Below are 14,993 nucleotides of genomic sequence, written 5' to 3' on the forward strand. Positions count from 1 at the left end.
GATTATCAGAAGGGGGATCAAGGTGATAACAGTACACCACCTGAACAACTCCCGTTCCCAGCGCATTCTCTGGCTGCTGGAGGAACTGGGACTGGAGTACCGGGTTCAGCATCATGAGCGGGACCAAAAAACCCAACTGGCACCCGAGAGCCTGAAGCGGGTCCATCCGTTGGGCAAGGCGCCGGTGCTTACCGACGGCGAGCTTACCCTGGCCGAGTCCGGCGCCATCGTCGACTACCTGGCCCGGACCTACGGCCGGGAGGCCCTGCTGCCGGCGACGGACTCCCCCGCCTGGTGGGACTATGTGTACTGGCTGCATTACGCCGAGGGCTCGCTGATGCCACCGCTGCTGATGCGCTACGTGTTCGACAAGGTCAAGGCGGCGCCGGTGCCTTTCTTCGTCCGCCCCGTGGTCAACAAGATAGTGGCGGAAGTGGACAAGGCCTTCCTGCGGCAGCAGATCAAGATCCATCTCGATTTTGTGGAAGATCACCTGTCCTGCCACGACTGGCTGGTGGGCGGGCGTTTCGGCGCCGCCGACATCCAGGTGAGCTTTCCGCTGGAGGCGGCGCTGAGCCGGACCGGCATGGGCGGGCATTATCCCCGTATCCGGGACTATGTGGCGCAGTTGCAGGCCAGGCCCGCCTACCTGCGCGCGCTCAAGGCCGGCGGGCCCTATGCCTATGGCCCGGCGGCGACGGACTGAGCCCGAAAGGGCCCCGGCCCTTGACGGCGGACGCCATATCCTTAGCCTTGTGCGCGGACGCCGGTCCGGGCCGGCACGATAGAACCATCAACGGGAGTCACTTATGCAGGCAGAAGTCATGAACTGGCTGGAGGCCTATCAACTGGAATTTTCCGATCTGATTGCCTTGCTGCTGGTGCTGGGCTTTATCCTGGTCACCTCGGTCGTCATCCACCTGCTGCTGCACCGGCTGGTACTGGGGGCGGTGGAGAAGCTGGCCCGGCGCTCCCGCCACTGGTGGAAGCGGGCGCTGTTCGACAGCAAGCTGTTCAACCGCCTGGCCTTCACCCTGCAGGGGGTGATCATCTACCTGCAGGCCGGGCTCTGGCTGAGCGGTGGCCTTACCCTGGCGGTGATCCAGACCATCGCCCACCTGTGGATACTGCTGTTCGGCCTGCTGTCGTTGTTTTCCCTGCTCGACGCGCTGCTGGACATCTCGGTCCAGTCGCGCACCGCGCGCAAGCTGCCGCTGCGCGGCATCTTCCAGGGCGTAAAGCTGGTAGGTGCGCTCCTTATCGGCATCCTGATGGTGTCGCTGCTGATCGGCAAGTCGCCGGTGATCCTGTTCAGCGGCCTGGGCGCCATGACCGCCGTGACCATGCTGGTATTCAAGGACCCCATACTGGGGCTGGTGGCCGGCATCCAGCTGTCCGCCAACAGCATGCTGTCGGTGGGAGACTGGCTGGAAATGCCCAGGTACGGGGCCGACGGCGAGGTGATCGACATCGGCCTGACCACGGTCAAGGTGCGCAACTGGGACAACACCATCACCACCATTCCCACCTATGCGCTGATCTCCGACTCCTTCAAGAACTGGCGCGGCATGAGCGAATCCGGCGGCCGGCGGATCAAGCGCAGCCTGCACCTGGATGCCAGCAGCGTGCATTTCCTGGATGAGGCCGAACTGAAGCGGCTGTGCCGGGCACAGCTGCTGGCGCCCTACCTGGACGGCAAGGTGCAGGAACTGGGCCGCTACAACAGCGAGCAGCAGGCGGACCTGTCGTCCCTGGTCAACGGCCGCCGGCTCACCAACCTGGGCACCTTTCGTGCCTACCTGGCCGCCTACCTCAAGGCGCACCCCCGTATTCACCAGCAGATGACGCTGATGGTGCGTCAGCTGGAGCCGGGCTCGAGCGGGGTGCCGCTGGAGATCTATGCCTTTACCAACACCACCAGCTGGGTGGAATACGAGGGTATCCAGGGCGACATCTTCGACCATGTGTTCGCGGTACTGCCCGAGTTTGGGCTGCGGGTGCACCAGACTCCCACCGGTTACGACATGCGGGCGCTGGGCGAGGGACTGGCGCAGATGACGGGCTACCGGGACGCGGGCTAGGCATGCGTGGGCGCCTAACGGCCCTCATCTTCAGTATCCGGAAGCGAGTGCAGGCCAGATCGCCGCTTTCTGCCTGTTGTCGGACGAGGCGCAGCGCGACGACCGGTGGAAGGGAAGCGGCGGCTTTCCTGCAGTGACCACAGGATCAACACCGGCCCAAGGCTATCTCCGTGTTTGGGCTCCATCCGCTTGGCGAAGCAGGATCTGGGGAAGCCGGGATGATGCAGGAGGACCGCCCGCAAGAAAAACCGGCATATCCGGGCGGGAATGCCGGCAAGGCCCGTAGTGGAGCCTTGCCGGCCAGGCTCAGACTTCGACGTGAAGACGGACGTCGACGTTATTGCGGGTGGCGTTGGAATAGGGGCAGACCTGGTGGGCCTGGGCGACCAGATCTTGCGCCACCGCCTGATCCAGCCCCGGTAACCGGACGAAAAGATCGATATCCAGGCCGAAACCGCCGGGGATCTGGCCGATGCCTACCTCGGCGCGGATGCTGGTGTCCTGAGGAATGGCCACCTTGCTCTGGCCCCCGACAAACTTGAGGGCTCCGATAAAGCAGGCGGAGTAACCGGCGGCAAACAGTTGTTCGGGGTTGGTGGCCTCACCACCGGCGCCACCCAGTTCCTTGGGGGTGCTGAGCTTGACCTCCAGGATGCCGTCGGATGACTTGGCGTGGCCGTCACGGCCACCGGTAGCAGTGGCGATAGCTTTGTACAGTACTTGCATGGTGGAATCCTCGTATGGTTTTTGGTGGCCCTTGCATCATGGCAACGATGTCGGGAACGAGGTGATATTATCGCGATAAATATTATTGCGATAATATTATTTTTAGATTGTGCTGTTCGATTTTCTAGATAAGTTCCTGCAGGGTCTTGCGCACCTCTTCCAGCTGGGCCTTGAGCTTGAGCGCGGCTTCTACATCCAGGCCGCTGGCGCAAAGCACCTCGCCGGGAATGGTGCCGGCCCGCTGCCGCAGATCCTTACCGGCGTCGGTGAGCCGCAGCTGGATCTTGCGTTCATCGTCCGGGCTCCGTTGCCGGGTGAGCAGCCCCTGGGCTTCCAGGCGCTTGATGACCGGGCTCAGGGCGCCGAGATCCTGCACCAGCCGTTTGCCCAGTTCGGTAGCGGTGATACCATTTTCTTCCCACAGCACCAGCATGATCAGGTATTGCGGGTAGGTGAGGCCCAGGGCTTGCAGCAACGGCTTGTACAGCTTGTTCATGGCCAGGGAAGTCGAGTAGAGGGCAAAGCAGAGCTGGTTGTCCAGCCTGAGGGCCTCGCAGGAGCGATTGTCCATCCGGGTTACCTTAATCTGTCATGTTCATTTTCACCCCGGCACAAGCCGGACTGCGGCGTCTCGGCGCAGCCGTGGTGAGCTGGCGGCTATTATATCCGATCTCATGGCGCTACGGGTGTCGGTGCATGGGGAGGACGGTGTCCTTCTTCATTCGGCCTTGTCCGTTTCCGCCACCATCATGCTGGCCACGGGCCATTCTGCACCGGCAGATCAAGACCGCCGGGAGCGTATGGAAGATCACTTGTCCTGCCAGCACTGGCTGGAGGCCTGCCACCTCGAATTTTCCTATCTGATGGCACCGCTGCTGGTAAAGGGTTTTATCCTGGCGAGCTTGCTCATCATTCACCTGGTGCCGCACCGGCTGGCGCAGATGACGGGCTACCGGGACGCGGGCTGATCGCCGATGCCCAAGCGGTATTTCTGCAGCTTGCGCACCACGCTTGGCTGGCTGATGGCCAGCCGCTCGGCGATGGCATAGGTGCTGGGCAACTGAGTGCACAGCTCGGCCAGTATGGCCCTTTCACATTCTTCCAGTGCCGCCTTCAGGCCCTGCCCCGGCGCCAGGGCGGGGGCGGGGGCCGACGGCTGGGGCGCCGGGACAGGGCCCGGCTCCCGCGGGCTCTCCGCCAGGGCGCCGATCAGCTCCCCCGGGGCCGACAGCCAGGCCCGCTCCACCCAGTTTTCCAGCTCGCGCACGTTGCCGGGCCAGTCGTTGCCCATCAGCACCGGCCAGACGCCGGCGTGCAGCATCTTGTGGCCGCCGTAGCGGCGGTTGAGCCGTTGCAGCTGCAGCTCCACCAGGCCGGGGATGTCTTCCCGCCGCTCGCGCAGGGGGGGGATGGTCACCGGTATCACGTTGAGCCGGTAGTAGAGATCCAGGCGGAAGGAGCCTTCCTCCACCTGCCGGGCCAGGTCCCGGTTGGTGGCCACCACCAGCCGGAAGTCCACCCGCCGCGGCTGGGTATCGCCCAGCCGGGTGATGGTGCCGTCCTGGATCACCTTGAGTAGCTTGGTCTGCATGGCCAGGGGCAGCTCGCCTATTTCATCGAGGAAGAGGGTGCCGCCCTCGGCCTGCTCCAGCAGCCCGGCCTTGCCCTGACGGGCGGCGCCGCTGAAGGCGCCGGGCTGGTAGCCGAACATCTCCGACTCGAACAGGGAGTCGGGAATAGCGGCGCAGTTGACGTCGATAAAGGGCCCCTGGCGGCGCTGGCTCCAGCGGTGCAGCTGGCGGGCGAAGGCGGTCTTGCCCACCCCCGACTCGCCCAGCATCAGCACGGTGGCGTCGGTCGGCGCCACCCTCTTCAGCAACTGCGCCACTTCCCGCAGCAACTGGCTCTGCGCTTCCAGCTCGTCCAGCTCCAGCTCTTCCCCCAGGGAGGGGGCATTGCCCCGCTTGAGGTGTTCGCTGAAGCGGCGCTGCAGCAGGGCGTATTCGTCCTGCAGCAGCTGCAGGTCGGTGAGATCCCGGGAGCGGCTGACGACGCGACTCAGCCGGCCCTGCTCGAAGATGGGAAAGGCCTCGGCGATCACCCGCCGGCCGGTGGCGGTGTGTTGCATCAGCTGGGCCGGGCGACCGGTGCGGATCACCTCCAGGGTGACCGAGGGCGAGAGCACGCCCCGGCGTTCCAGCTCCTGCACCGTGGTGGCGCACAGCTCTTCCGGACTCAGGCCGTAGACGGCGGTACTGCCGGGGCTGACCTTGAGCACCCGGCCCCCGGCGTCGGTCAGGAACAGGTGGTCCTGGGCGGTGGCGATGATGGTGTCGAGCACCAGGCGGTCCGTTTGCGACATGGCGGCGTCCTGCGGGTGATGCATGAATGAATTAATGATACAAATATGTATCGAAAAGGGCGAGCTGTCGATTCAATATTGCATCATTAGATTTTTAACTCCTTTAAAATCAAATAAATAAAAACTGGCACGCTAACTGCTCTATCAGGGGAAAGGAAACCACGGCCTCAGGCACAGTGCCCGGCCCGCTGCAGGAGAATCCCATGAGCAAGCGTGAACCCCCCTTCAACCAGCCCCTGGGCGGCAACGAGATGCCTCGCTTCGGCGGCCCCGCCACCATGATGCGGCTGCCCACCCAGCAGGATGCGAGCGGCCTGGACGCCGCCTTCGTCGGGGTGCCCTTCGACATCGGCACCTCCAACCGGCCCGGCGCCCGGCTGGCGCCGCGCCAGATCCGCGACGAGTCGCGCATGCTCAGGCCCTACAACATGGCCACCCGCGCCGCGCCCTTCGACAGCCTGCAGGTGGCGGACATCGGCGACGTGCCCATCAATACCTTCAACCTGCAGAAGAGCATGGGCATCATCGAATCCTTCTACGATCAGGTGCTGGAGCACGGTTGCCGGCCGCTGACCCTGGGCGGCGACCACACCATCGCCCTGCCGATACTGCGTGCCATGAAGAAGAAATACGGCCCGGTGGGGCTCATCCACGTGGATGCCCACGCCGACATCAACGACCACATGTTCGGCGAGAAGATCGCCCACGGCACCCCCTTCCGGCGGGCGGTGGAAGAGGGGCTGCTCGACGGCGAGCGGGTGGTGCAGGTAGGCCTGCGTGGCACCGGCTACGCGGCGGACGACTTCGACTGGAGCCGGGAGCAGGGCTTTCGGGTGGTGCCCGCCGAGGAATGCTGGCACCGCTCGCTGGTCGGGCTGATGGAGGAGGTGCGCGCCAGGGTGGGCGGCGGCCCCGTCTACATCAGCTTCGACATCGACGGCATCGATCCCGCCTACGCGCCGGGCACCGGCACCGTGGAGATCGCCGGCCTGACCGTGCCCCAGGCGCTGGAAATCATCCGCGGCTGCTGGGGGCTGGATATCGTCGGCGGCGATCTGGTCGAGGTGTCGCCACCCTATGATCCCAGCGGCAACACCGCCCTGCTGGCGGCCAACCTGCTGTACGAAATGCTGTGTGTGCTGCCCGGGGTCGAGCGGCGCTGAAGGATGTTGCCGCTGCACCCGGCGGCAGCCACTATAAACAAAGGAGTGTAATCTGATGTCTTCTTCTCTGGAGGCCGCCGGCGGCCATGCAACTTCCAAGGGCGGTCGTCTGAACCGCCGCGGACTGCTCAAATTCCTGCTGCCCTCGCTGCTCGGGGTTGGCATGTTCTTGGTGCCCATCAGCCAGGGGGACCAGGTCACCATCGGCCTGGGGCTGATGGCCGACTGGCTCAAGGCGGCCCTGGGCGACAGCCTGCCGGCGGTGGCGGTGGCCATCCTCTGCCTGTCGGTGCTGCTCACCGCCCTGGTCAAGCTGGCCAAGCCCGGCTGGGCCCGGGACGGGGCCTGGCATGAGGTCTTCGACGTGGGGCCGGTCTGGTTCGGCCTGCGGGTGCTGGGTGCCCTGTTCGGGCTGATGGCCCTGTTCCAGTTCGGACCGGAATTTATCTGGAACCGCAACACCGGCGGCGTGGTGCTGCTGGATCTGGCGCCGGTGCTGCTCACCTTTTTCTTCTTCGCCGCCCTGCTGTTGCCCTTCCTGGTGGACTTCGGGCTGATGGAGTTCATCGGCGCCCTGGTGAGCAAGCCGTTCCGCTTTATCTTCCGCCTGCCCGGCCGCAGCGCCATCGACGCCACCGCCTCCTGGCTGGGTTCGGGCACCGTCGGGGTGCTGATCACCGCCCAGCAGTACGAGAAAGGCTTTTATACCCGGCGGGAGGCGGCGGTGATCGCCACCAACTTCTCGGTGGCCTCCATCGCCTTCAGCCTGCTGATCACCACCTTCGTCGGCCTGAACCATATGTTCATCCAGTTCTACTTCACCGTGGTGGTGGCCGGCCTGGCCGCGGCGGTGATCATCCCCCGGCTGCCGCCCCTGTCGTGCAAGCCAGACACCTACTACGAGCCGGCGGGCTGCCAGATCGCCGAAACCGCCCCCGGCGGCAAGGGCGTGCTGCGCTACAGCCTGGAGCTGGCGGTGGCCCGCGCCGAGCAGGCCCCGGGTCCGGTCCGGCTGGCCCGGAGCGCCCTGTTCAACGTGGTGGACATCTTCCTGGCGCTGTTGCCGCTGGTGATGGCCATCGGCACCGTCTCCCTGGTGCTGGCGGAATACACTCCGCTGTTCACCTGGCTGTCCTACCCCATGATCCCGCTGCTGGAGTGGCTGCGCCTGCCCGAGGCGGCGGCCGCGGCGCCGGCCACCCTGGTGGGCTTCGCCGACATGTTTCTGCCGGCGGTGCTGGCCAAGGGCATCGAGAGCGAGCTGACCCGCTTCGTGGTGGCCTGCCTGTCGCTGACCCAACTGGTGTACATGTCGGAAGTGGGCGCCCTGCTGCTGAAGTCCAGGATACCGCTCAAACTGTGGGAGTTGCTGGTGATCTTCCTGCTGCGCACCCTGATCACCCTGCCCATCATCGCCCTGATGGCCCACCTGTTCTTCTTCTGAGGGAGTGACCATGACCCAGATTGACACCACCTGCGCCGGCCTGCTGATCCGGCTGCTGCGCGACCGTTACGGGGTGGACACCCTGTTCGGCATCCCCGGGGTGCACACCATAGAGCTGTACCGGGGGTTGGCGGAGAGCGGCCTGCGCCACCTGACGCCCCGCCACGAGCAGGGGGCGGGCTTTATGGCCGACGGTTACGCCCGCGCCAGCGGCAAGCCCGGGGTCTGCCTGATCATCACCGGCCCGGGTATGACCAACATCGCCACCGCCATGGGCCAGGCCCTGGCGGACTCCATCCCCATGCTGGTGATCTCCAGCGTCAACCGGCGCGACACCCTGGGGCTGGGCCAGGGCCGGCTGCACGAGCTGCCCGGCCAGCAACAGCTGATGGCCGGGGTGGCCCGCTTCAGCCACACCCTGCTCGACCCGGCCACCCTGCCCGAGGTGCTGGACCGGGCCTTCGCGGTGTTCAACGGTGCCCGGCCGGGGCCGGTGCACATCGAGATCCCCATCGATCTGCTGCCGGCCCCGGTGCGGGCCGTCGCGCCCCGGCCCGCGCCCGCCCTGTACCGGGCGGCGCCGGATCCCCGCGGACTGGCCCAGGCGGCGGCCTGGCTGCGCGAGGCGCAGCGGCCGCTGCTGCTGCTCGGCGGCGGCTGCGTCGAGGCGCCGGAAGCGGCCCGGGCCCTGGTGACGCGGCTGGATGCGCCGGCGGCGACCACTATCAACGCCAAGGGCCTGCTGGGGCGGGACCACCCGCTGGATCTGGGCGCCAACACCGCCCTGCCGGCGGTGCGCGCCCTGGCCCGGGAGGCGGACGTGATCCTGGCGGTGGGCACCGAACTGGGCGAGACCGACTACGACGTGGTGTTCGACGACGGCTTCCGGCTGGACGGCAGGCTGATCCGTATCGATATCGATCCCGAGCAACTGGTGCGCAACCAGCGCCTGGCGCTGGGGCTGGTGGCCGACGCCGGCCGCAGCCTGGAACTGCTGCTCGAACACTTTCCCGCGCCCCTGAACCGGGGCGGGGCCGAGCGGGTGCGGGCCGCCCGCCAGGAACTGGCGTTGGCGACGGATCCGGCCTTCGCCCCCTATGTGCCGCTGTTCGACACCCTGCGCGAACTACTGCCCGAGGCGATATTGGTGGGGGATTCCACCGCCACCGTCTATGCCGGCAACCATCTGGTGAGCCAGCCCGAGCCCCGGCGCTACTTCAACGCTTCTACCGGCTACGGCACCCTGGGCTACGGCCTGCCGGCGGCGCTGGGCGCGGCCCTGGCCAAACCCGAGCTGCCGGTGGTGGCGCTGGTGGGCGACGGCGGCATCATGTTTACCCTGAGCGAGCTGGCCACGGCGGTGGAGGCGGGCATTCCGGTGGTGATACTGCTGTGGCACAACCAGGGCTACGAGGAGATCCGCCGCTACATGGACCACTACGGCGTGAGCCGGGTGGGGGTGGACATCTGGGCGCCGGACTTCCAGCAGTTGGCCTCCGGCTTCGGTTGCCGTGCGACCCGGGTGGACAACCCGGAGGCGCTGGCCCGGGCCCTGGCCACGCGGCCCCTCGACGGCCCCCTGCTGGTGGAGATAGACGCCGCCGGCTGGAGCCGGGCGATGGCGGGATAAGGAGGACGCATGCAGACTCTGGACCGGCAGTTTATCGACAACCGTTGGCAACCGAGCCGGGGCGAGCGCCGGCTGGCGGTGGTCAACCCCTATACCGAGGAGGTGCTCGCCGAGCTGACCGGCGGCCACCCGGACGACGTGGACGCGGCGGTGGCGGCGGCGCGGCGCGCCCAGCCCGGCTGGCAGGCCCTGGGCGGCACCGGGCGGGCGCCTTATTTGGAGGCGATGGCCGACGGCCTGGCCCGCCGGCGGCAGGAACTGGCGCACTTGTCCAGCCGCAACAACGGCAAGCCCCTGGCCGAGGCCCTGCTCGACCTGGATGACGCCATCGCCTGCTACCGCTACTACGCCGGCCAGACGCGGGCGCTGGACCAACGGCAGGGGCAGGACGTGGTCCTGGCCCAGCCCGGGCTGCAGGCCCTGGGCTACCTGGATCCGGTGGGGGTGGTGGCGCTGATCACTCCCTGGAACTTCCCGCTGGTGACCAGCGCCTGGAAGCTGGCGCCGGCGCTGGCGGCGGGCTGCGCCGTCGTGTTCAAGCCCTCGGAGATGACGCCGCTGCCGGAGCTGGCCCTGGCCGAGCTCGCCCTTGAGGCGGGGCTGCCCGCCGGGGTGTTCAACCTGGTGCTGGGCGACGGCGAGGGCGTGGGGGCGGCGCTCTCCTCCCACCCGGACATCGACAAGGTGTCCTTCACCGGCAGCAACCGGGTGGGGGAGGCGATCATGGCCGCCGCCGCCCCGGCCAGCCGGGCGGTGGCCCTGGAGCTGGGCGGCAAGTCGCCGATCCTGGTGCTGGAGGACGCCGACCCGGAACGGGCCGCCGAACTGGTGATGGCGGGTATCTACTTCAACGCCGGCCAGATCTGCTCGGCCACGTCCCGCCTGCTGGTGCACCGTTCCCTGGCGGAGCCCCTGTACCGGGCCCTGGCCGGGCGCATCGACGCCCTGCGGCTGGGGGATCCCCTGGCCGAGGGCACCGACATGGGGCCGCTGGCCAGCGCCCGCCAGCGCCGGGCGGTGCTGGACTACCTGGCCGTGGCTGAGGCGGAAGGCCTGGCGGTGGTGCGCGACGGCCGCCACCGCACCCTGCCGGCGCACGGTTTCTTCCAGGCTCCGGTGCTGTTCCGGGACGTGCCCGCCGCCAGCCGGCTGTGGCGGGAAGAGATCTTCGGCCCCGTGCTCTGCGGCCGCAGTTTCGACGACGAGGAGGAGGCGGTGCGCCTGGCCAATGACAGCGACTTCGGCCTGGCGGCGACGGTGGTGAGCGGGGATCCGGAGCGGGCCCGGCGGCTGGGTCGCCGGCTGCGGGCCGGCACCATCTGGTACAACAGCGTCCAGGTGGTGCCGTGCGAAACCAGCTGGGGCGGCTTCAAACGCAGCGGCATCGGCCGCGAGCTGGGCCCCTGGGGGCTGAACGCCTTCCTCGAGGTCAAGCACCTGCTGGGCCCGGCGGATTAGCCCGGCGACGTCGTAGCGTATCCATTGCCGCCGGCCTTGTGCCGGTGGCCTTCTTTACAGTTTCTTTATGGCCGCCCCCTCAATCTAAACACCCTTCTTATGCCGGTTTTCGTAGGCTTGGCTCATGGCTTACGGAGACTTCAAACCATGGCAAAAAAACGTATTGCGGTGATCGGCCTGGGCCGGTTCGGCACGGCCTTCTGCCGGGCGGCGCGGGGCGCCGGCCTGGAGGTGATGGCGATGGACTCGGATCAGGGGCGGGTGCACGCCATCGCCGATGACGTGGCCGAGGCGATTATCGCCGACGGCACCGATCCCAAAGTGACCGCCAGCATCGACTGGCGGCAGTTCTTCGCGGTGGTGGTGGCCATCGGCACCGATCTGCAGAGCAGCCTGATCACCATCCTCAACCTGAAGGAGGTGGGGGTGGAGGCGATCTGGTGCAAGACCCGCGACAACTACCATTACCAGCTGGCGCTGAAGATGGGGGTGAGCCGGGCCATCAACCCGGAGCAGGCGATGGGCGAGATGGTGGCGGCCTGGCTGGGTCACCCCGAACTGCTGACCCGCCAGGTGCTGTCCACTGGCCAGGTACTGGCGGAGCTGGAAGTCAACGCCAGCCATGTCGAACGCAACGTGGTGGGCCTGCTCGGCCGCCACCATGTCCGGCTGCTGGGCATGACCCGCTACAAGGATTACCAGCCCGAGCAGTTAATCCAGAGCGCCCGCCTGCAGCCGGGCGACAAGCTGCTGCTGCTGGCCGACGCGGAGCAACTGGAAACATGTCTGCGCAACTTGTCCTGACCCACAAACGGCTGGGCTCGCCGGCGCTGCTGCTGTTGCTGGGTTATCTGGTGCTGGCCCTGGCCGGCAGCCTGCTGCTGTGGCTGCCGGCGGCGCAACAGAGCCCGGTGGCCTGGCCCGACACCCTGTTCACCGCGGTATCGGCGGTCACCGTCACCGGCCTGGTGGTGGTGGATACCGCCACCGCCTATTCGGCCCTGGGCCAGACCATCATCGGCCTGCTGATCCAGCTCGGCGGCCTGGGTTACATGAGCCTGGGGGCGGCGGCCATGTTGTCGTTCAACGCCAGCGTCGGGCTGCGCAACCAGGCCATGCTCAGCTCCTACTGGCAACTGGGGCCGGATCTGCGGCTGTCCCAGGTGATCCGCTTCACCCTGCTGTTCAGCCTGGGGCTGGAGGCGGCGCTGACGGCGCTGTTCGCCCTGCACTGGGTGCCCTTGCTGGGCTGGGAGCGGGGCCTGGGCACCAGCCTGTTCCATGCGGTGTCGGCCTTCAACAACGCCGGCTTCGCCCTGTCCGGCGACTCCCTGATGTCGGTGTCGCCGGCCTGGATGGTGCTGGCCCACGCCGCCGGCTTTATCCTCGGCGGCCTGGGCTTCGCGGTGCTGTACGAGCTGCTGGTGCTGCGCCGCTGCCGCAGCATCCATACCCGGCTGGTGTTGTGGGCCACCCTGGCCCTGCTGGTGGCGGGCACCCTGTTGCTGCTGCTGTTCGAGCAGCATCACAGCCTGGCCGGGCTGCCCTGGCAGCAACGGCTGCTGCATGCGTTTTTCCAGAACGCCACCGCCCGTACCGCCGGCTTCAACAGCGTCGATATCGCGGCCATGAGCCCGGCGGGCCAGACCTGGCTGATGCTCAACATGGTGGTGGGCGCCGCCCCCGGCTCCACCGCCGGCGGCCTGCGCATCACCACCTTCGTGCTGCTGATCACCGGGGTGGTGGCGGCACTGCAGGGCCGCACCGAAACCCGCATGCTGGGGCGCATGCTGGGGGTGGAGTATTTGCTGCGGGCTGCCGGTATACTGGTGATTACCCTGTTGCTGCTGTCCTTGACCACCCTGGCGGCGCTGTACCTGATGCCCGGGTTGTCGCCCTTCTCCCTGGTGTTCGAGCTGATCTCGGCCCTGGGCACGGTGGGACTGTCGCTCGGCATCACCGCCGAGCTGAGCCAGGCCACCAAGGTGTTGCTGATGATGGTGATGATTATCGGAAAATTGAGCCCCGTGTACCTCTTTACCGCCCTGGCGGGCAATCCCGAGCGTCCCTTGCGCTACGCGGGAGGCCGCATTGCCCTGGGCTGAGCGGCGGCGGCACGCCTGGCTGCCGAGCCTGGCCGGCCCCCTGGCGGTGGCCCTGGGGCTGCTGCCCCTGCGCGGCTGGCTGACCAGCACCGACGTGGCCATGGCGCTGCTGCTGGTGGTGGCGGTGGTGGCGGCCCGCCAGGGCCGCCGGCCCGCGGCCCTGGCCACGGTGCTCGGCGTGCTGCTGTTCGACGTGCTCTATGTGGAGCCCTACTACACCCTGCACGTGCACAACCTCGACTACCTGCTCACCTTCGGGGTGATGCTGGCGGTGGGCCTGCTGATCAGCAATCTCAGCGGCCGGCTGCGCGGCCAGCTGGACCGGGTCCGCCACCTGCTGAAGCAGCTCAGGGGCATGTTCCTGCTGGCGCGCGGCCTGCCCGAGCGCAGCAGCCCGGGCGCCATGTTCGACTTCGTCGGCCAGCTGCTCAGCCGCCAGCTGCACAGCCCGGTCACCATCGAATCCGAGCCCGCCGCCGACGGCCGCCAGTCGCTGCCGGTGCGGGACCGGCACCGGCCCGGGGTGTACCTGTGCTGCGAGGCCGGGCTGTACAAGGCCAACCGCACCCTACTCAAGGTGGCGGCCTCGCTGCTGGGCCAGGCCCTGACCCGGGCCCGGCTGGCCGGCGCCGAGCAGCAGGCGCGGCTGGAGGCGGAACTGGCCCGCAGCCGCAACGCCCTGCTGCGCTCCCTGTCCCACGATCTGCGCACCCCCCTGGCCAGCATCATGGGCAACGCCAGCATGCTGGCGGATCCGGCGGTGCGCCTCGACGCGCAGGAATACCGGGAGATCGCCGAGTCCATCTACCAGCAGAGCCGGGTGCTGAGCAGCCACTTCGACAAGGTGATGGAGCTCAACCGGGTGCAGCGCCAGGACCAGATCGGTGTGCAGGCGCTGATGCCGGAAGAGGTGGTCAGCGCCGCCCTGCGCCGGCGCGGCAGCCTGTTCGATGCGGTGCACTTCGACATCGATATCGACAACAAGGCGCCGATCCACGGCGACGACACCCTGCTGGAGATCGCCCTGGCCAACATGCTGGAAAACGCGGTGCGCCACGGCCTGTCCCCCTACCGGCTGGAAGGACGCTGGCACGGCGAGCTCTACGATTTCATCCTGACCAACGGCAAGCCGCCGCAGCCGGCCCTGCCCCGGCGCGACGGCGGCGCCGGCCTGGGCCTGCCCATCTGCCGGGCGGTGGCCGACTGCCACCAGGGTTCCTTTTATCTGACCGACGGCGACGACGGCCGGGTGGCCGTCAGCCATCTGGTCTGGCCCGCCTGGAGAACGCAGCCATGACGGCACCCCAGCCTTATATCCTGATCATCGAAGACGACGCCTCCATGACCCGCTTCCTGCAGACCCTGCTGCGCAGCCACGACTACGGGGTGGCGGTGGCGGCCGGCGGCGCCGAGGGTCTGCGCAGCCTGAGCGGGCGGGCGCCGGACCTGGTGCTGCTCGACCTGGGCCTGGGCGACATGGACGGAGTGGATCTGCTGCGGGAGCTGCGTGCCTGGTCCGCCATGCCGGTGATCGTGATCTCGGCGCGGGAGCGGGAAACGGAAAAGGTGGAGGCGCTGGACGCCGGCGCCGACGACTACCTGACCAAGCCGTTCGGCGCCCAGGAACTGCTGGCGCGGATCCGGGTGGCCTTGCGCCGGCCGGCCCGGGATGCGGAGCTGCCGCTGCAGCTGGGCGACATCCTGGTGGATCCGGCGGCGCGGCGGGTCAGCCGCGGCGGCGAGCCGCTGCACCTGACCCCCACCGAGTACAAGCTGCTGCTGTTCCTGCTGCGCCACGCGGAAAAGGTGGTGACCCACCGCCAGATCCTGAGCGCGGTCTGGGGCCCGGCCCACGTGGAGCACCACGAATACGTGCGGGTGCACATGTCCCAGCTGCGCCAGAAGCTGGAAACCCAGCCCGCCCATCCCCGCATCCTGCTCACCGAGCCGGGTATCGGCTACCGGCTGGTGCTGCCCTGAGGCAGGCAGAAGTGCTCGTCCGGGTGCCCGGGTCGTTATGGCGT

The 14,993-nt window shown here is 67.7% G+C and carries 14 protein-coding genes; 11 read left to right on the plus strand and 3 right to left on the minus strand.

The window, feature by feature from the left end:
- Positions 1–22: 22 nt before the first annotated feature.
- Positions 23–706: a glutathione S-transferase gene (locus C7H85_RS15815; RefSeq protein ID WP_106730668.1), complete on the plus strand. Its 684-nt coding sequence runs from the start codon at positions 23–25 to the stop codon at positions 704–706.
- A gap of 103 nt (positions 707–809) precedes the next feature.
- Positions 810–2,081, plus strand: coding sequence for a mechanosensitive ion channel family protein (locus C7H85_RS15820; RefSeq protein ID WP_106730669.1), 1,272 nt, complete (start codon positions 810–812; stop codon positions 2,079–2,081).
- A 306-nt stretch (positions 2,082–2,387) separates the two neighbouring features.
- On the opposite strand, the gene C7H85_RS15825 is transcribed toward C7H85_RS15820, so the two are convergent.
- Together C7H85_RS15825 and C7H85_RS15830 are read right to left on the minus strand one after the other, a co-directional pair.
- Positions 2,388–2,807, minus strand: a complete 420-nt coding sequence (locus C7H85_RS15825; RefSeq protein ID WP_106730670.1) for an organic hydroperoxide resistance protein — start codon at positions 2,805–2,807, stop codon at positions 2,388–2,390.
- Between the two features lie 124 nt (positions 2,808–2,931).
- Positions 2,932–3,378 carry a MarR family winged helix-turn-helix transcriptional regulator gene (locus C7H85_RS15830; RefSeq protein ID WP_106730671.1) on the minus strand — a complete coding sequence of 149 codons (447 nt, stop codon included), beginning with the start codon at positions 3,376–3,378 and terminating at the stop codon, positions 2,932–2,934.
- A gap of 229 nt (positions 3,379–3,607) precedes the next feature.
- Here C7H85_RS15830 and C7H85_RS19745 point away from each other — a divergent pair, with 229 nt between their 5' ends.
- Complete coding sequence (locus tag C7H85_RS19745; protein ID WP_158260106.1) at positions 3,608–3,775, plus strand: hypothetical protein; 168 nt, start codon at positions 3,608–3,610, stop codon at positions 3,773–3,775.
- Here C7H85_RS19745 and C7H85_RS15835 read toward each other — a convergent pair.
- On the minus strand, positions 3,757–5,169 hold the full coding sequence (locus tag C7H85_RS15835; RefSeq protein ID WP_106730672.1) for a sigma-54 interaction domain-containing protein: 1,413 nt from the start codon (positions 5,167–5,169) through the stop codon (positions 3,757–3,759). The two genes, C7H85_RS19745 and C7H85_RS15835, sit on opposite strands and share 19 nt — an antisense overlap.
- A 203-nt stretch (positions 5,170–5,372) precedes the next feature.
- On the opposite strand from C7H85_RS15835, the gene speB reads away from it, so the two are divergent.
- From speB to C7H85_RS15875, 8 genes are all read left to right on the plus strand, one after another.
- On the plus strand, positions 5,373–6,332 hold the full coding sequence (gene speB / locus C7H85_RS15840; protein ID WP_106730673.1) for an agmatinase: 960 nt from the start codon (positions 5,373–5,375) through the stop codon (positions 6,330–6,332).
- A gap of 55 nt (positions 6,333–6,387) precedes the next feature.
- The gene (locus tag C7H85_RS15845) at positions 6,388–7,776 is read left to right on the plus strand and encodes a YjiH family protein (RefSeq protein WP_106730674.1); all 1,389 of its coding nucleotides are present in this window, start codon (positions 6,388–6,390) and stop codon (positions 7,774–7,776) included.
- 10 nt (positions 7,777–7,786) lie between these two features.
- Positions 7,787–9,406, plus strand: a complete 1,620-nt coding sequence (locus C7H85_RS15850) for a 5-guanidino-2-oxopentanoate decarboxylase (protein ID WP_106730675.1) — start codon at positions 7,787–7,789, stop codon at positions 9,404–9,406.
- A 9-nt stretch (positions 9,407–9,415) separates the two neighbouring features.
- Positions 9,416–10,864, plus strand: a complete 1,449-nt coding sequence (locus C7H85_RS15855) for an aldehyde dehydrogenase family protein (protein WP_106730676.1) — start codon at positions 9,416–9,418, stop codon at positions 10,862–10,864.
- A gap of 147 nt (positions 10,865–11,011) precedes the next feature.
- Positions 11,012–11,668, plus strand: coding sequence for a potassium channel family protein (locus C7H85_RS15860; protein ID WP_106730677.1), 657 nt, complete (start codon positions 11,012–11,014; stop codon positions 11,666–11,668).
- Positions 11,647–12,969, plus strand: a complete 1,323-nt coding sequence (locus tag C7H85_RS15865) for a TrkH family potassium uptake protein (RefSeq protein ID WP_106730678.1) — start codon at positions 11,647–11,649, stop codon at positions 12,967–12,969. The genes C7H85_RS15860 and C7H85_RS15865 overlap by 22 nt, the downstream gene beginning before the upstream one ends.
- Positions 12,956–14,266, plus strand: a complete 1,311-nt coding sequence (locus C7H85_RS15870; RefSeq protein WP_106730679.1) for a DUF4118 domain-containing protein — start codon at positions 12,956–12,958, stop codon at positions 14,264–14,266. The genes C7H85_RS15865 and C7H85_RS15870 overlap by 14 nt, the downstream gene beginning before the upstream one ends.
- Positions 14,263–14,949, plus strand: a complete 687-nt coding sequence (locus tag C7H85_RS15875; protein WP_106730680.1) for a response regulator — start codon at positions 14,263–14,265, stop codon at positions 14,947–14,949. The genes C7H85_RS15870 and C7H85_RS15875 overlap by 4 nt, the downstream gene beginning before the upstream one ends.
- Positions 14,950–14,993 lie beyond the last annotated feature (44 nt).

The organism is Zobellella endophytica (assembly GCF_003012775.1).
Lineage (GTDB): Bacteria > Pseudomonadota > Gammaproteobacteria > Enterobacterales > Aeromonadaceae > Oceanimonas > Oceanimonas endophytica.